The organism is Streptomyces sp. TLI_171 (assembly GCF_003610255.1).
GTDB lineage: Bacteria > Actinomycetota > Actinomycetes > Streptomycetales > Streptomycetaceae > Kitasatospora.
Genome location: NZ_RAPS01000001.1, coordinates 6,218,161 through 6,235,248 on the forward strand (window position 1 = coordinate 6,218,161; position 17,088 = coordinate 6,235,248).

Here is a 17,088-nt window from a genome sequence, read left to right on the forward strand (position 1 = left end):
GAGTGTCATGAATCAGTGGCCGTTGTCTTTCCGAACGTGGAAGCCGCGTTTCAGCTGGTCAGGCATGGTGCGGGTGGATCTGCGGCAGAGGTGGTGTGTGATGTCGTCTCGTCGGGGAGGTTCCGGATGCCGTCGGTTGTGGGGTTGTTGGAGGCGAGGGAGTCGGCCGCGCGGGTTCGGGTGGAGGAGCTTCGCGTGGAGGCGGATCGGATCCTGGCTGAACTCTCGGAGGCGGAGGCCTTGTTGGAGCGTCGGATCATCGCGCTCATGGAGTTGACGGAGGCTCTGGCCGCGGATGCTCAGCCGGAGGAGCCGGTCGGGCCGGTGCCGGTTCCGGTGGTGGCGAAGGAGCCGGTGGCCGGATCGGTGGTGCCCGGCTGGCGGGAGGGCATGACGGTGCAGGCGCTCGCGCCCGAGTATCGGAGGCTGCTGGCCGTGCTGGAGGCCGGGGCCGGCCCGGAAGGGCTGCGAGCGAAGGAGCTGGCCGGGCTGCTGGGTGGGGAGCTGGTGTCGGCGAAGGTCGAGGGCGTGCGGGTGAAGGCGAAGCGGCTGGCCGCGCGGGGCTGGCTGGCCGAGGAACGCCCCGGGGTGTTCACGCCGCGAGGAACAACCGGGTGACCTGGCGGGCGCGGTTCCGGGCGAGTCGGCGTCCCATGAGCATGGTCATCGACCACAGGACGGCGGCTTCGCTGCTGGCGGGCAGGGTCTCGTAGTCGCGGGCCAGGCGGCGTGAGCGCATCAGCCAGGCCAGGGTCCGCTCGACGACCCACCTGCGAGGCAGCACGACGAACCCGCTCTGGGCGTCGCTGCGTTTGACGATCTCGAGCGTGAGCCGGAGCGTGTCTTTGGCCCAGTCGACCAGGCGTCCGGTGTAGCCGCCGTCGGCCCACAGCAGTCGAATCGTCCGGTAGCGGGCGACGAGGTGGGGCAGCATGCCGCAGGCGGCGTCGCGGTCGGTGGTGTCGGCCGGGGTGACCAGAACCATCAGCAGGAGCCCGAGGCAGTCCACGATGATGTGCCGCTTGCGGCCGTTGGTCTTCTTGGCGCCGTCGAAGCCCCTTGATGAGGCCGGCACGGACGCGGCGCCCCGGATGGACTGCGAGTCGATGATCGCCGCGGTCGGTTCGGCGTTGCGGCCCTCGCTCCCGCGGACCTTGCGGCGGAGCCGGTCGTGGAACTCCCTGACCAGCCCTCGGTCGCGCCAGCGGCGCCAGAAGGCGTAGACCCGGTCCCAGGCGGGGAAGTCGACCGGCATCGCGCGCCATTTGATGCCGTTGTCGACCAGGTAGCGGATTGCATCCAGCATCTGCCGGTGGCAGTGGGCCTCCGGCTGACCGCCCCTGCCGTTCATCCACGCCGGCACGGGCAGCAGGTCCTTGATCTCGGACCATTCGGCGTCCGTCATGTCGGAGTCGTAACGTCGAACACGTTCACCATGGTCAGCCGCGTTCCCGTACCGGTGTGCGAGGCAATCACACTGCGAGCGCGTCGAGTTGGACTGTCCCGGCGTGATGGCGTACAACTGCGGCAACAGGGCCTCCCTGGTGCTTCTTCGGCTTCAACACCCAGGAGCTGCACCGGAGGCCCTGTCTTCATGCGCCCACCATCCCGCGATCACCCGAACGAGACTCCCGTTCGATCGACAACCCCCGCGAGCGGTACGACAACGGCTACTAACCGCGAGCACCTGCGCAGGCGCCGGGCCGAGGACCCCGCAGTGCCGGTCACCCACCTCCTGCGCGAGATCAAGGAACTCGGCTATACCGGCAGCGCGAACCTGCTGGTCCGCTACCTCACCCAAGGCCGCGCCGAGGGCGACAGGCCCGTCACCACGCCGAAGCACTTCGCCCGCCTCCTGCTCACCCGCCCCGAGAACCTCCGCGACAAGGACACCTCACTCCTGCAGGAACTCGTCCAGACCTGCCCCGAGTTGGCCGAACTCGCATGCCTCACGCACGAGTTCGCCACGCTGCTGGCACCGGCCGAGGGCAACGCCGCAAAGCTCACCGACTGGATCACCAAGGTCCGCACCGCCGACCTTCCCCAGCTGCACTCCTTCGCCAACGGTCTCGAACTCGACCGCACCGCCGTCAATGCCGGACTCACCCTCCCCTACAGCAACGGCCGCACCGAGGGCGTCAACACCCGAACCAAACGGATCATGCGGCAGATGCACGGCCGAGCCGGCTTCCCTCTGCTCCGCCACCGAATCCTCCTCCCGTGATCACCACACAGCGTCACCACCGATTACGGGACAGAGCCGTTCACTGGACAGACTCATTACGGGGCAGAGCCGAAGACCGGGCGCGACATCTTTGTGTTCGTTCGGGCAGGTTTTGATGGCTGTGGGTGAGGTGTTGTGGTGGGGGGTTGTCTTTTCGGTCCTGTGTTGGTGTTTTGGTGTGCAGGGTTGTGTTGGTGGGTTGGTGGGGGTGTTTTCGGCTGGGGTGGGTGTGGGGGGTGGTGTGTGGTGGTGGCTGAGCCGGTGGTGGGGCGTGGCTCGGTGTTGGATGTTTTGATGTTTGTGTTGACGGGGTCGTTTTTTCCGCAGGCGAGTGCGTCGTTGGCGTTGGAGTCGTCGGAGGGTCTGGCGCGGGTCGGGGCGTTGATCCGGGATTTCGAGGCGGATGTCGATGATGCGGTGCGTAATGCGGCGCGGCATTTGCCTTCGGAGACGCGTGAGCAGTTCGTGCGGGCGATGGGGCAGTTCACGGATGGTGGCGGGGGTCTGCTGCGCGGGGTGCGGGGGCAGGTGTCGTCGGTGTCGGGGGTTCAGCGTGGTACGGCGTCGCAGATCTTCGAGGGCAAGGTCGAGTTGGTCGCGGAGCTGGTGCAGCTTTTCGTGGAGCTTGTGGTTCTGGAGATGTTGGAGCCGTTCTTCCCGGCGTGGGCGGGTGTGCAGCGGGCGTTGTTGATGGCGCGGGCGCGGGTGCGGTTGCTGGTGCGGCTGGTGCGGTTGACGCGGGTGGGGCGGTTGGGTGCGGCGGCGGCGTTGGAGGCGTTGTCGGAGTCGTTGACGAGTTTCGCGGCGCAGACGTTCATGATCGACGGGGCGCCGAGCGGGTTTCGTCGGCGCGGGTACGACTGGAGGGGTATCGCCAGGTCGGGTGCGATGGGTGCGTTCATCGGGGGTTTGCACAAGCCGGCGCTTTCGGTGGTGTCGGGGTCGGCTTTCGCGAAGGCGGTGGGGGCGAAGACCGGGTTGGGGCGCAGCCATCCGTGGAGTGTGGGGTCGAACGCGGTCACCGAGGCCTTGTTGGAGAGCGCGGCGGTTGCGGCGGTGGTCGGCGGGGGGTTCAGTCCGGTGGGTTTCGCGGGTTCGGGGGTGAGCAGTGTCTTTGAGCATTTCGTCTTCGAGGGCGCCCAGTGGGCGAAGGGCGTCCTGGGCCTCGACAAGGGGCACGGCCTCGAGGGTCTTGAGGCCCACCTGAACGGGCTTCCCGCTGCGGGTGCGGCGCTCGCGACGGGCCCGGCCTCGCTGCCGGGGCTCGTCACCGCGTTCGGTGCGGCGGACAGTGCGGCCGATGGCGACATGTCGGCGGCCCACGGCGAGCGGCATGAGACGCGCACGGTGCAGGAACGCGACACCGCGGTTGCAGCGGCGGTGGGGCTTGCCCGGCCCACGACCTCGGCCGCGGGTGCTTCGGCCGCGGGTGCTTCGGCTGCGGACTCCGGTGACACGCGTGCGGCTTTCCGTGACGGGCACGCTTCCGGGCAGGGGCCGCAGCCTGTCGCGCGGCAGTCCGCGAGTTCGCTGCCCGCGTCTGCCGCGCTGCCACGACCCACGACCACGACCACGACCACGACCACGACCACGACCGCGACCGCGACCGCGACCGCGGATGCTTCGGCTCTGGCTTCCGGTGACACGCGCGCTCCGGCCGCTGCTGGCGCTCGCGGCACCGCCGCCGCCGTCGCTGTGCCTGCCGCGGTCGCCGGCGTGGAGTACGCGGGCCGTGTGGGTGTGCCGGTCGACGCCGCCGGGTCGGCGACGGCGTCGTCGCGGGCGGCGGCCGCGGCCGCGGCGGGCCCGGTGTCGGGCGGCGCCGCCCCGTCCGCTCCCGTGCTCCAGCACGCCGCTCCCACGGGTGCGCTCGGCGAAGCCGGCGAAGACGCGACCCACGCCACGGACACGACACCCCAGCCCCTCACCGTGGCGGGGTCGGGTCCGGCGAAGGGCGGCGCCGCCCTGCTCACCACAGCCGCCCCCGCCCCCGCAACCGCTGGGACGGATCCGACGGCGAGCGGCACTGCTCCCGTGACCACCGCCGGCACCGCCTTCACCGGCCTTGCTGCCGCTGGGACGGATTCGGCGGTGAGCGGTACCGCTTCCGTGGTCGGCCCCGCCGGCACCGCCCCTGTCGGGAGCGCTGTTCCCGTTGTCGGGGACCGGAGTGCTCCGCGGGGAGCGGTCGTGGTCGGCCCCGGGCCGGACCTGGTTGGGCAGGAGGTGGCCGGGCAGAACGGGCCGCAGGCACGGGGTGCCGCGCCGGCGGCGGCCGCTCCCGGGGTGCAGTCGGCCGAGGGTGTTGCGGCCGACGGCGCCACCGGCGGCACGCGGTCGGTCGGCGATCCTGTCCTGCAGAGCGCGGCCCGGACGGCACCCGGGCCGCGCGCGGTCGCCTCCGGCCCCGTCACCTCCGGCCCCCGACCCTCGGGCACCGAGGCCTCGGGTGCCGTCGCTTCGGGTTCGGACGCCGGGCGTGTCGTCGTCGACGGCCTCGTCGTGCCGGGGACCGCGGCTGAGGCCGGCGGAGGCGGCGAGGGGAGCGCCCGGCGCCGTGACGTGCAGTCCTCGACCGCGGCCGACCGTGTCCTGGCCGCGCTCAACGGCACAGACCCCGCAGCCGGCGCCCCCGTGCGGATCGAGACCACCGGTGAGGACGCACCCGCCTCTGGCGCCTCCGAGGTGGTCATGGGTACGGGTGGCGTGCCGGCGTCGGCGGGATCCGGGGATGCGTCGGATGCGTCGGTGGGGTCGGGTGGGTCGGTGGGGTCGTCGTCCGTTGTCCGGCCCCGGCTGGAGGGGGAGGTTCCCGCCGAGGAGGAGGGGGAGGTTCCGGTCGGGGGGGATGTTCCGCAGCCCGGCATTGGCAGTGCCGGTGGTGTGGATGGCGGGGAGGCTGGGGTTCTTGTTGGTGTGGAGGCCTTGGTGGGGGTGCTCGTCGGGTCGCGGATGGGGGAGGTCGGGGATGCCGAGGGGTTGTGGCGGGGTCTGCGGGAGATGGCGGGGCCTGTTCGTGCGGAGCGGCTTCTTGTCGAGGCGTATGCCGAGTTGCGTCCTTTCCTGGAGCGGCCTCTGTTGATGGGGGTCGAGCACGGTGGGACGCTGCGGGTCCGCCGGAGTGTGGCGTTGAAGGTCGCGTACGGGCTGTGGTGGGATCCGGAGCAGGTCCGGGCGGGTCTGGCCGCGCTGCCGGGCCGTGTGACAGGACCGTCCGGTCTGCCCGGCGGCGTGGAGCCGGGTGGGGCGGTCGGCGCCCAAGGCCGGCGCGCGGGTGCCGCTGCCGGGCCGTGGGATGTCGCCGAGAGCGCGGCGGCGCCGGGGGTGGAAGCCGTGGAGCTGGAACAGCTCGTCCAGACTCATAGCGGCCTGGTGCTGGACCAGGCGGGTGGCACCCTGCTGTGGCAGGCCTTCGAGAACAGCCCCGCGCTGGTACGGGTGATGACCGCTGCCGCGCCGCATGAACTGTTCAAGATGCGGGGCAGGACCATCCTGCTGGGCATGCTGACCTCCGAGGGAGCTGCCGAAGAGGACGACGACGGGATGAGGGAATTCCTGACCCGGTACCAGGTTCTGGACCCGGTAGAGGGTGTGGAGACGGGCCCGGATGCCATGGAGGAGGAGGCCGCTTTCGAACTGGATCACCTCCTGGACGCCCACGCTAGCCTTAAATCGGACGAGGCGGGTGGCACTGCGCTGTGGCGGGCCTTCGAGAACAGCCGCGCGCTGGTACGGGTGATGTTGGATGCCTCGCCGCAGGAGATGTCCGTGTTGCGGCGGGACAGTGAACAGTTGCTGGGCATGCCGGGCTTCGCGCAAGCGGCGTCGGCGGACAACGATGCCGCGGTGAGGGCCTTCCTGACCTTGCACGGAGTTCTGGGCGCCGGGGCGGGCAGGGTGTCCGTCGCCCCGTGGGGTGAGGGTTCCTGGTCGCTTCCGGGTGGTCTCCGGTCTGGATCCGGGGATGCGTCGGATGCGTCGGTGGGGTCGTCGTCCGTTGTCCGGCCCCGGCTGGAGGGGGAGGTTCCCGCCGAGGAGGAGGAGGTTCCGGCCGGGGAGGGGGAGGTTCCGGTCGGGGGGGATGTTCCGCAGCCCGGCATTGGCAGTGCCGGTGGTGTGGATGGCGGGGAGGCTGGGGTTCTTGCTGGTGTGGAGGCCTTGGTGGGGGTGCTCGTCGGGTCGCGGATGGGGGAGGTCGGGGATGCCGAGGGGTTGTGGCGGGGTCTGCGGGAGATGGCGGGGCCTGTTCGTGCGGAGCGGCTTCTTGTCGAGGCGTATGCCGAGTTGCGTCCTTTCCTGGAGCGGCCTCTGTTGATGGGGGTCGAGCACGGTGGGACGCTGCGGGTCCGCCGGAGTGTGGCGTTGAAGGTCGCGTACGGGCTGTGGTGGGATCCGGAGCAGGTCCGGGCGGGTCTGGCCGCGCTGCCGGGCCGCAGGTTCGGGCGTGCCGTGCTCCCGGGGGGCGCCAAGAAACGCAGACGCGGGGAGGACACCGGGCAGGACACGGCGGGGGCGGGGTCGTCCCGTGGGGAAGGGGCGGGCACGGGCGTCGATGCGCGTTCGGCGGGGCGTTCGACGCGATCGGCCGCTGTTGCGGAGGAGGAACACGCCGAGCTGATGGGAGGGCCGCTGGGCCCGGACGACTATCTGTTCGGCGACGACGACCAGGCCGACGGCCTGCTGTTGTCCGCGTTCACCCCTTCCGCGCCCGGTCTTGCCCTGCCCGGCCCGGTCTTGCCCTGCCCGGCCCCGGTCTTGCTCTGCCGGGGTCGGGTGTTGGGTTCGTGTCGGGGGCGGCCGGTGCTGCCGGTGCTGGTGGGGTGGATGCGGTGGTGCTGGTGGGGCCGGAGTTGTCGGTGGGGGTGTGGGGGTGGTCGGGGCCGGGGTCGGGGGTAGAGGGTCATCGTCCGCCGGCGGGTTTCAATTGCCGGCTCGCGGGGTTTTATCACGCGCTGGAGCGGGAGCGGCTGTTCGGGTTGCTGGAGGTGCTGCTGGTACCCGGGCGGGGGCCGTGGACGGACGAGCTGGTCCTGGGGCTCCCGCAGGCCCGGGGTCTGACACCGCTGGAGCTGGCGGATCTGCGTCATGCCTATACCGCGGGGCTGGCGCGGCAGACGCTCGGGGTGCTGGGGGGGTTGCCCGGGCGGGAGGAGGAGGGGTGGTGGCTGGAGCGGGCGGTGGAGGCGTTCCAGATGTTCGGGTCGTTGGACCGGTTGGACGCCGGGCCGCTGGTCCTGCCCAGGCAGGACTACGGGGTGGACCTGCAGGGCTGGCTGGGCGCGGTCGCCGACGGCCGTGTCCCGGGCAGTGCGGAGTTGCACCGTGCGCTGACCCGTCTGGGGGCCCGTATCGAGGCGGATCCGCAGCCGCCCGACGCCCGGGGCGCGATGTTCCTGGACACCGGTTTGAGGGTGGCGGAGGTCGTCGAATGGCTCGGGAGCCACGGGGGCGCCGATGCCGTGCGCCTCTTCCCCCGCGGGGTCCCGGGCGAGGCCCTGCAGCGGGTGCAGACCGGGCAGGCCGCGGTGCCCCCGGCGGTGTATGCCAGGCTGCGCGCCGCGGGACTGCCTCCCGAGTCCCAGATCCGTTTCACCGACTACGCCGCACCATCGTCCACCGACCGGGCCCAGATCAACCCGGTCGCGACTGTCGGGGCGCTGCACGCCTGGTACACCGCCAACCCCGACCATGCCGGCGAACTCCCCCCCGTGCGGGCGGTGGTGCGGCCGGGCGACGCCGACCACGACCCGATCACCGGGTACTGGTACTACAACGTCAGCAGGGGCGAGACCGCGGTGACGTGGGAGACGGTGGAGGCGCTGCACCGCGTCGGCATGCCCGACAGCCGGGGCGGGGAGCGGCGGAAGCGCTACAAGATCATCCCGTCGGAGGAGTTCGTCGGCGCGTTGATCGACCGCTTCCGCCACCTGCCGGACGGTGCCGGTGTCGAGGACCTGCCGGCCGACGCGGCCTTCCACGACGCCCACAACCACTCCACCAAGTTCGCCCCCTACCTCGAGGGACTGCGCAAACAGGAGATCGTGCCCTCCGTGGTGCAGTACCGGAGGCTGAAGGAGGCGGGCCTGGCCGAACGCCTGAACCTGCCCGCGCCCCCCGGCCGAAACCAGGTCAACCCCGTTGTGGCCGCCCGGGCGCTGCACGCCTGGTACACCGCCAACCCCGACCATGCCGGCGAACTCCCCCCCGTGCGGGCGGTGGTGCGGCCGGCCGGCGCCGACCACGACCCCATCCTCGGGCTCTGGTACCACGACGTCAGCAGGGGTAAGACCGCGGTGACGTGGGAGACGCTGGAGGCGCTGCACCAGGCCGGCATGCCCGACACCAGCCTCATCCCCGGCCAGGACGATGAGCTGCGGGGGCACGAGTACAAGCTCGTCCCGTCGGAGGAGTTCGTCGGCGCGTTGATCGAGAGCTTCCGCCACCTGCCGGACAATGCCGGTGTCGAGGACCTGCCGGCCGACGCGGCCTTCCACGACGCCCACGAGCACCCCACCAAGTTCGCCCCCTACGTCGAGGAACTGCGCGCAGGGAGGATCTTGCCCTCCACGGTGCAGTACCGGAGGCTGGAGAAGGCGGGCCTGGCCCAACGCCTGGACCTGCCCGCACCCCCCGGCCGAAACCAGATCAACCCCGTTGTGGCCGCCCGGGCGCTGCGCGCCTGGTATGCCTCCGGCTCGGGCCGCGCCGGCAAACTCCCGCCCGTGGAGGCGGTGGTGCGGCCGGCCGACGCCGACCACGACCTGATCACCGGGGACTGGTACTACCGCGTCAGCAGGGGCGCGACCGCGGTGACGTGGGAGACGGTGGAGGCGCTGCACCGCGTCGGCATGCCCGACAGCCGGGGCGGGGAGCGGCGGAAGCGCTACAAGCTCGTCGCGTCGGAGGAGTTCGTCGGCGCGTTGATCGACCGCTTCCGCCACCTGCCGGACGGTGCCGGTGTCGAGGACCTGCCGGTCGACGCGGCCTTCCACGACGCCCACAACCACTCCACCAAGTTCGCCCCCTACGTCGAGGGACTGCGCAAACAGGAGATCCTGCCCTCCGTGGTGCAGTACCGGAGGCTGGAGAAGGCGGGCCTGGCCCAACGCCTGGACCTGCCCGCACCCCCCGGCCGAAACCAGATCAACCCCGTCGTGGCCGTCGGGGCACTGCGCGCCTGGTATGCCGCCGGCTCCGGCCATGCCGGCAAACTCCCAGTCAGGACCGAGGTGGTGCGGCCGGCCGACGCCGACCACGACCGGATCACCGGGGACTGGTACTACAAGGTCAAGACAGGCGAGACCGCGGTGACGCGGGAGACGGTGGAGGCGCTGCACCAGGCCGGCATGCCCGGCGCCAGCCTCACCCGCGCTCAGGGTGGGGAGCCGCGGGGGCACGCGTACAAGATCGTCCCGTCGAGGGAGGCGTTGCTGGCTCTGGCGGATTACCTCGCGACCCCGCGCGATGGCGGCGGGGACGCGGTGGCCGGAGCGGTGGCGCCGCTGCCCGGCCCGGAGGAGGGCGGCGTCTTCACCGACGCCCACAACCAGAAGTTCCCCCTGGGCGGCTACTTCGACAACCACCGGAAGGACCAGCCACCCCGCCCCCAGGACATCCTGAAACTCCTCGACCTCGGCGAGCCCGGCATGGCCGTCGTCCGAGCACTGGACATCCAACTCACCAAGGCACAGCAACGCCACGCCACGAAGACCGCACAAGCGAAAGCAGGAGCCGGAACAGGGAAGACGAAAGCGAAAGCGAAGACCGGGAAGGCGGGGACGGCCGGGAAGGCGGGGACGGCCGGGAAGGCGAAGGCGGGGAAGGCGGGGGCGGGGGCTGCCCGGCGGGCAGCGGTCACCGGCGTCGGCGCGGGTGCCGCGGTCGTGGCCGGTGCCGATGCCGGTACGGGCTCCGTGGTCGTGGCCGGTGCCGGAGCGGAGGGCCGGGCGGCCAAGCGCCGCCGGACCGCACCGACACGAGCGGCGGCCGGGGCGGGAGGCGGCCCGCTGCCGGGCTGGAGCCGCTACCTCAACAAGCAGCAGATCGCCTACCTGTCACAGCACGGGCTGACCCCCTACAGCCCTCCCGGTGACGGGGACTGCTTCTACCACGCCCTGCTGTCCCTGACACCAGAGACGTTCACCGCGGTGGACCCCTCCCTGACCAGCCCGCAGGCCCTGCGCGCCCACATGGCCGAGGTACTGCGCGCGGAACTGCGCAACCCACCGGGCGACCGCCCCCTGTGGAACGCCCTCGAGGACCCCGCGATCCCCCTGCACCAGCAATTCGTCGGCATCGCCGACCTGGACCCACAGGAGACCGCCCGACGACGCGCACAGGTGATCGCCGAGATCTCCACCGCCGGCAGCTGGAACAACGACACCGCCGGCGCCACCCCCTACCTCTTCCGCCTCCACTTCAACCTCGACCTGCACATACTCCACTCCAACGGCACCACCGCCCCCCTCCTCGACGACCCCGACGGCCGATTCCCCCCGCCCACCGGCCCCACACACACCCTCGTCCTCAGCCAAAACCACTGGCTCGCCCTCACCCCCAACCCCACCACCACCGCCAGCGGCCCCAACACCACCACCGCGAACCCCGACACAAACCACACCACCGGCACAAGCCACACCACCGGCACGAACCAGACCCCGAGAAACGACCCCCCCACCCCACCAACACCAGCACCAGCACCAGCACCAGCACCAGCACCCCGCAACGGCACGACACGGCCCGGGACCACCGACGACCACGACACCGCACACCCCCCGCACACCACCGACGCCCTGCACACCACCGACGCCCTGCACACCACCGACGCCATGGACACCACCGACGCCATGGACACCACCGACGCCGACGACCCCACCCACCCGCAAAACATCGACGCCCTCCTGCACCTGCTGAAAACCCTCCCCACCCTCGACACACCAGAGCAGACCGCACCGGACAACCCCCCCGACCCGCTCATCGGGACGTTCGGCCCACTCGGGATGCTCGACCCGAGCGACCCGCTCGGGATGTCCGACATGTTCGGGCGATCCTGGGCGCTCCCCGCATCGGACGACACCCACAACCCACTCGACCCGTTCGACCTCCTCGGGGCGTCCGGGGCCAGGGCTTGGGCCCGGGCGGACGGGGACTGGTCCCGGTTCGCGGGCCGGCTCGACCACCCGGCGGACATCACGGACACGGCAGCAACGGACCACGACGACGCCCCCATGGACATCGACCCGAAATCGAGCCCCGGAACAGGCCCGGACCACGACCCCTCCCCACACACCGCCTTCTTGTCCCAAACCGGACGAAACGCCTACAACATCCTGTCCGGACAACCCCCGGCACACAACAACCCCCACCACCCCCCGCGAAACACCCAACCCCCTCCCCCCACCGACACACGACCACAACAACGAACATGATGGACCTCACCGGCCCGACAAGCCCGCCCAATCCGTCCGGCACGATCCCCACGGAACCGATGAACACCGACACGGGCCAGCCCCCTCCACCAAGGTCTGGGCTTGATCCGCTTTGACGGACACCTCTGATCAGGGGCCTTGGGCCCCGGAGGGATGATGTCCATCATGGGGAGCATGGGGAAGAAGAAGCCGCGTCCTCGCCGCTCGTTCGCGCCGGAGTTCAAGGCCGAGATCGTCGAGCTGTGCCGGCGCGGGGACCGCTCGGTCGGTCAGGTCGCCAAGGACTTCGACCTGACCGAGACCGCGGTGCGGGCCTGGGTGAACCAGGCCCAGGCCGACGCCGGTGAACGGGACGGCCTGACCTGTGACGAACGCGAGGAACTCGCCCGGCTGCGGCGGGAGAACCGCCGCCTGCGCGAGGACGTCGACATCCTCCGCCGGGCCACGGCTTTCTTCGCGACGGAGACCCGGTGACGGTGCACCCGTTCATCGAGGCGGAGAAGCAAGCGGGTCGCAACAACGTCAAACGGGCGTGTGAGCTGCTCAAGGTCTCCCGTGCCGCCTTCTACGCTCGCTGCAACGGCGCCGCCGGACCCCGAGCGGCGCGCGACGCCGAGCTGACGGTGAGGATCGCCGAGGTCCACGAGAGCTCGCGCGGCAGCTACGGAGCCCCGCGTGTCCACGCCGCACTCAGGCGCGCCGGTGAGCGGTGCGGCCGGCGTCGGATTGCGCGCCTGATGCGTCGGGCCGGTCTGGCAGGTCTGCACCGTCGCCGGCGGCAGCGGACCACCGTCCCCGACCCCAATGCCGCCGCGCGGCCCGACCTGGTCCTGCGGGACTTCCAGCCCGATCCACAGGCCACCGGGACGCGTTGGTGCGGTGACATCACCTACGTTCCGACCGGCGAGGGCTGGCTCTACCTGGCCACCGTCATCGACATCGCCTCGCGCCGCGTCGTCGGCTGGGCGACCGCCGACCACCTGCGGACCGAACTCGTCGCCGACGCCCTGCGGGCAGCCTGTCGACAGCGCCGTCCGAGCGGCCCGGTGATCTTCCACTCCGATCGCGGCTGCCAGTACACCAGCCGTGAATTCGCTTACCTGGCAAGCCAGTTCAACATTCAGCTTTCGGTGGGCCGCACCGGGCAGTGTTGGGACAACGCCCTCGCCGAGTCCTTCTTCGCCACCATCAAACGCGAGTTGACCGACAACCGGACCTGGCCCAGCCGGGCCGCCGCCCACTCCGCGATCTTCGAGTGGATCGAGAGCTGGTACAACATACGAAGGCTGCACAGCAGCCTCGGCTACCGCAGCCCCGCTGAGTACGAAACCGTCCTCGCGGCCTGACCACCACAACGATGGTGTCCGTCAAAGCGGAGCAAGCTCAGTCGATACGGTGACTGAGCTGCCCCGAGTTTCGTGGAGTCCGCGATCGTGTGATCAAGCGGTCTGCGGGAATGACTCCGGGCTCGCCCAGTACGCCTGCTCATACTCGTCCGGCGAGACGTAGTCCAGGGCGGAGTGGAGTCGTTCACCGTTGTACCACGCGACCCACTGGAAGAGGGCCCGCTCGACCTCGTCGAAGTCCCGCCACGGCCCCTGATGTTCGATCAGTTCGGCAGTACCGTTCAGGGCCTCGGCGAGCGCGTTGACGCTCCTATAGTTGTCAACTCGCCTGGGAGGCCGTTCGTGGGGTAGGTCGAAGCAGGTGGTAGACCTCGCGGATGACATAGCGCTTGAGGCAGCGGATGATCTCGCGTTTCGTCCTGCCCTCGGCGGTGCGGCGGGCGACGTAGTCGATCGTTGGCTGGTGGAAGCGCATCCGGACGATGACGGTTCGGTAGATCGCGGCGTTGAGCTGGCGGTGGCCGCCGTGGTTGATCCGGTGCCTGCCGCCGGTCATGCCGGAGCCCGTGGGCACGGGAGCGATTCCCGCGAGCTTGGCGAGAGCGGCCTCGGACTTGATCCGCTCGGGGTTGTCGCCGGTCACGACGAGGATCTCGGCGGCGGTGTCCACGCCGATGCCGAACGGCCCGAGTAGCTGCAGGGCGACCCGCTGGACCAGTTCGCCGATCATCTTCGCCAGCTCTTTGGCCTCGTCGTTCAGATACTGCCACCGCTTGACGAGCGTCCGCAGGGTGTGACCCAGTGCGTCCTCGGGTTCCTCCAGGCGGCGGGGACGCAGGGCTGCCAGATGTCGCGCCAGGGTGATCTGGGTCTTGCCGGCCATCTCCTTGCGCAGGGCGTCCGGCGCGTGGACGAGCATCGCCTTCATCGTGACCATCGCCGCGGCGCGCTGCTCGACGGCCTGGTCATGGGCGATCTTGAGCTGGCGGATCATCTCGGCCTCGCCGTCGGCGGTCTTCGGCGTGGCGGTTGCGAACCCGGCCAGGACAGCGCGGGCGGCGTTCTCGGCGTCCAGGGTGTCGGACTTGCCGTTCATGCGCCGAAGCCGCCGGTCCGGGCGGCCGGCCTCGACCACCTTGTGGCCGGACCTGCGCAGGAACGACGTCAGCGTGGCGCCGTAGGAGCCGGTGCCCTCGATCCCGAACGCCAGGACCGTGCCGAACGAGGCCGCCCAGTCGGCCAGTTGCCGGAAGCCACCGGTGTCGGTGGGTATCGTCAGCGTGGCCAGGATCCCTCCGATCGTGTCCATCACCGCCGCGACGTGCAGGTGCTTGTGCGTGTCGACGCCGACCACGACGTGCCCGGATCGGGACTGCTCGATGGTGCGCACAGGGTTTCCCTCCGGTCGGTAGCGTGGGGTTCACCCTGTCGCCGGCCGGACGGACAGGACTGTCACGGGGATGCTTTGGCGAGTCGGCTCCAGGCTCCTATCAGGTCACGTCCGTCCGGCGGCAGCGCTTGCTGCGTGCCCGGCCGGGCGGTCGACAGATCAACGCCAGGACACTCATCGGGTCAGTCATAAGCAAGAGTCAGACCGTCTCGGCCGGGGCTACCCGATCCTTGCGGGATCCGGTACGAGAAGACTGACAGTCGTGCGAGTCCGCGATGTACCCGACCGATGCCGAGGCCCCGACGTCAACGAGCCGCTCAGTGTAGCGAATTGACACATATTGGCTTCCCCTGTCGCTGTGATGGGTCAGGCCGGAGCCCTTCTTGATGCCCCGCCGCCACAGGGCCATTTCCAGCGCGTCCAGGGGCAGATCGGTTGCGCGTGTGGGTGGCGGGCTGCCATCCGACGATCATCCGCGAGTGCGCGTCCAGCACGAACGCCACGTAGACCCAGCCGGCCCAGGTCCTCACGTAGGTCAGGTCGGCCACCCACAGCTGGTTCGGCCGGTGGGCGGTGAAGGAGCGGTTGACCAGGTCCGGCGGCCTGGGAGCGGCCGGTTCGGGGACGGTGGTGCGGCGGCGCCGGCTGCGTATGACACCTTCGACGCCGTCCTCGCGCATCAGCCGCTCCACCGTACAGCGGGCCGTATGGATGCCCTCGCGCCGCAGCTGGCGGTGGACCCGCCTGACCCCGTAGGTTTCCCCGGAGTCCTCGTGGACGGCGCGGATCCGCTCCAGCAGTACCTCGTCCCGCACCGATCGGGCGGAACGCGGCCGGGGGCGGCGGGCGAAGTATGCGGAGACGGACAAATCAAGTTCCCGGCACATGGGCTCGACCCCGAAAGCCTTCGCGCCGGTGGTCGATCACCGCGTCGGCTTCGTGCGGGGCTGGTCGAGCTCCTTCGCGAAAAACACGGAGGCGGCCTTAAGGATCTCCACCGACCGAGCTCGGAGTTCTCCTTGCGGAGTTGCGCAATCTCGGCCTTCTCGGCGCTCGTCAGCAGGTCGGACCGGTCGCCCTGGTCGGCCTCGGCCTGGCGCGCCCAGTTACGCAGGGCCTCCTTATGAATGCCCAGGTCACGGGCCACGTGCGCGACTGGACGCCCGGAGGATCGGACCTCGCGGACCGCACGCTCGCGAAGCTCGTCGGGGTACTTACGTGGAGCAGGCATCGGACCTGTGTTCTCCCATCTGCCAGGGCGATCACGCCTGGCTTCAGGGCCTCTACAAAATCCGGTTCAGCTCAGTTCACCAGCCGTCTCTACCTCGGACCGGGCAGCCTTCGCGGAGGTCGGCCGCCCCGGGCGCAGCGCGACCAGCATGGCGCTGTGCCCGGGGCACCTGATCGGAGCTACGCGCCTGGAGAGCCTGTCAGCGCAGGACGACGGGCAGCGCCTGGAATCCATGGCTGATGAACGAATCAACCGGTTTGAGTTCGGACGGCCGGACGGCGAGCCGCAGGTTCGGGAAAGCCTCGAAGACGGCCGACAGGGCGATACCTGCCTCCATCCGCGCCAGTGGTGCGCCCAAGCAGCGGTGTACGCCGTAGCCGAAGGCCAGGTGGTCCTTGTCCGCACGCGTGAGGTCGAAGCGTCCGGCGTCCTCGCCGAACCGTTCGAGGTCCCATCCGGCCGCAGCGTAGGACACCATGATCGCGTCGCCGGCCCGGATGACGTCGCCCCCGGGCACGGCGATGTCCTCGACCGCGAAGCGAAGTGGCAGGTGGGCGACGCTCGGTGCCCACCGGAGGGTCTCCTCGACGGCGTCCTCCCAGCTCGCGGTGGAGGAACGCACCCGTGCGAGATCGGACGGGTGCGTGAGGAGCGCGTGGACCGCGTTTCCGATCAAGTGCACGGTCGTCTCGTAGCCGGCGGAGAGGATCAGCAACAAGGTGTCGAGCAGTTCCTCCTCGCTCAGGCCTTCCGATCCGGTGTCCTCATCGCCGTCCCGTGCGGCCACCAGATCGGAGGTCAGGTCGTCCCCGGGGTACTCGCGCTTGGACGCGACCAACTCGGTGAGCACCCGGTAGAGGTCGCGGTAGTTCGCCGCCGCGGCTTCCGGCGAGGCCCCTGTGGCGAAGACTCCGTCAACGGCCCGACCCAGGTCGGGGCGGACTTCGACCGGCACGCCCAAGAGTTCACAGATGACCTGGAGCGGCAGCGGTTGCGCCAGTTGCTCTCTGAGGTCCACCACCGTTCCGGCCGGAAGCGCCCACAGACCGTCGACCAGCTCGGCACAAATTCCCTGGACGCGCGCACGGAGCGACTCGGTCCGCCGGGCGGTGAAGGCGGGAGCCACGAGCCGACGCAGTCGTCGGTGGTCGCCTCCGTAGGCGGTGAACATGTTGGTCACCGCCACCCAAGCGTACAGCGACCACTCGGGAGTGATCCGGCCCTCGATGAAGGCCGGCCAGTGGTGCCGCGCGTCCTTGGAGACCCGGTCGTCGGTCAGCAGGCTGCGGATCAATTCGTCGCTGGTGATCGACCACGCAGGTACTCCTCCCGGGAGCATCACGCGCGCCGCGGGACCGAGGGCCGCCAAGCGCTCAGCCTCCGCCCTCAGATTCTGCCCGGCCGGGTCGATGGTGTGGACGTCGTGCACGCAAGGCTCCTTGGGAGGTTGGGAGAAACGACTGTGCGTC

9 protein-coding genes and 3 pseudogenes are annotated in these 17,088 nt (G+C 70.4%); 6 read left to right on the forward strand and 6 right to left on the reverse strand.

All coding sequences use genetic code 11. The annotated features are described in order from the left end of the window. Positions 1-195: 195 nt before the first annotated feature. On the forward strand, positions 196-618 hold the full coding sequence (locus tag BX266_RS27745) for a hypothetical protein (RefSeq protein ID WP_310794808.1): 423 nt from the start codon (positions 196-198) through the stop codon (positions 616-618). Here the strand turns inward: BX266_RS27745 and BX266_RS27750 are convergent. Then, positions 593-1,405: an IS5 family transposase gene (locus tag BX266_RS27750; RefSeq protein WP_099904087.1), complete on the reverse strand. Its 813-nt coding sequence runs from the start codon at positions 1,403-1,405 to the stop codon at positions 593-595. The two genes, BX266_RS27745 and BX266_RS27750, sit on opposite strands and share 26 nt — an antisense overlap. Positions 1,406-1,675: 270 nt before the next feature. Here BX266_RS27750 and BX266_RS27755 point away from each other — a divergent pair. The 5 genes and pseudogenes from BX266_RS27755 to BX266_RS27765 form a co-directional block, all read left to right on the forward strand. After that, positions 1,676-2,224, forward strand: a pseudogene (locus BX266_RS27755) (transposase); the annotation flags it as partial. 249 nt (positions 2,225-2,473) lie between these two features. Further along, the gene (locus tag BX266_RS38920; RefSeq protein WP_183096885.1) at positions 2,474-7,120 is read left to right on the forward strand and encodes a hypothetical protein; all 4,647 of its coding nucleotides are present in this window, start codon (positions 2,474-2,476) and stop codon (positions 7,118-7,120) included. 89 nt (positions 7,121-7,209) lie between these two features. Further along, entirely contained in the window at positions 7,210-11,652 is a 4,443-nt protein-coding gene (locus tag BX266_RS38925) for an OTU domain-containing protein (protein ID WP_183096886.1), read from the forward strand. A gap of 174 nt (positions 11,653-11,826) precedes the next feature. Beyond that, on the forward strand, positions 11,827-12,126 hold the full coding sequence (locus tag BX266_RS27760; protein ID WP_180290637.1) for a transposase: 300 nt from the start codon (positions 11,827-11,829) through the stop codon (positions 12,124-12,126). Continuing rightward, the gene (locus BX266_RS27765) at positions 12,123-12,998 is read left to right on the forward strand and encodes an IS3 family transposase (protein ID WP_099904132.1); all 876 of its coding nucleotides are present in this window, start codon (positions 12,123-12,125) and stop codon (positions 12,996-12,998) included. Before BX266_RS27760 ends, BX266_RS27765 begins: the two co-directional genes overlap by 4 nt. Positions 12,999-13,091: 93 nt before the next feature. On the opposite strand, the gene BX266_RS41265 is transcribed toward BX266_RS27765, so the two are convergent. The 5 genes and pseudogenes from BX266_RS41265 to BX266_RS27790 all read right to left on the reverse strand — a co-directional run bounded on the left by BX266_RS41265 (position 13,092) and on the right by BX266_RS27790 (position 17,048). Next, positions 13,092-13,382, reverse strand: coding sequence for an integrase core domain-containing protein (locus BX266_RS41265; RefSeq protein ID WP_099904134.1), 291 nt, complete (start codon positions 13,380-13,382; stop codon positions 13,092-13,094). Next, a complete protein-coding gene (locus BX266_RS27775; protein ID WP_259464880.1) occupies positions 13,318-14,388 on the reverse strand; it encodes an IS110 family transposase in 1,071 nt (356 codons plus the stop codon). The genes BX266_RS41265 and BX266_RS27775 overlap by 65 nt, the downstream gene beginning before the upstream one ends. A gap of 317 nt (positions 14,389-14,705) precedes the next feature. After that, a pseudogene (locus BX266_RS27780) lies at positions 14,706-15,284 on the reverse strand (IS3 family transposase); the annotation flags it as partial. Between the two features lie 128 nt (positions 15,285-15,412). Beyond that, positions 15,413-15,619: pseudogene (locus tag BX266_RS41270) on the reverse strand (transposase); the annotation flags it as partial. Positions 15,620-15,818: 199 nt separating this feature from the next. After that, positions 15,819-17,048 carry a cytochrome P450 gene (locus BX266_RS27790; protein ID WP_259464881.1) on the reverse strand — a complete coding sequence of 410 codons (1,230 nt, stop codon included), beginning with the start codon at positions 17,046-17,048 and terminating at the stop codon, positions 15,819-15,821. Positions 17,049-17,088 lie beyond the last annotated feature (40 nt).